Origin of the sequence: Micromonospora sp. DT4 (genome assembly GCF_049841675.1) — a bacterium.
In the GTDB taxonomy this organism is placed as follows: domain Bacteria; phylum Actinomycetota; class Actinomycetes; order Mycobacteriales; family Micromonosporaceae; genus Micromonospora.
In genome coordinates this window covers 1-308 of the sequence record NZ_JBNCKT010000455.1, presented here as the reverse complement: position 1 = coordinate 308, position 308 = coordinate 1, and the positions used below count along the sequence as shown (strand labels likewise).

Genomic DNA, 308 nt, shown 5'->3' with positions numbered 1-308 from the left:
GTCAGTAATGATGACATCAGCGGGTGCGGTCCTGTTCTCGATCATGGTCTTCGCAAATACATGATCACCGACGGACCACACCCGTCCTACATGGACCCCCAGACCTCGCTGGATCCCAGCAAAACCCAGCTCAACAGCATCTCAACCGACTACGCAACAGCCCTGAAGGCGGACCACTGCCCGCCCTGTGCCGTTGGCGAGATAGAAAAAATGCATCGCCAATGGACTCGTGGCGTACGTGTTCAGCCAACGTCAACGGCATGATCATGCCTTGTCGAGACTCTCGCCGATCTGGTCAAACCATTACA

At 55.5% G+C, this 308-nt stretch carries 1 protein-coding gene; it reads left to right on the top strand.

Annotated features, from left to right (window positions below):
- Nucleotides 1-264: hypothetical protein (locus ACLQ24_RS30520; RefSeq protein WP_425895184.1), on the top strand; the 264-nt coding region annotated here is incomplete at its 5' end.
- Between the last annotated feature and the right edge of the window lie 44 nt (nt 265-308).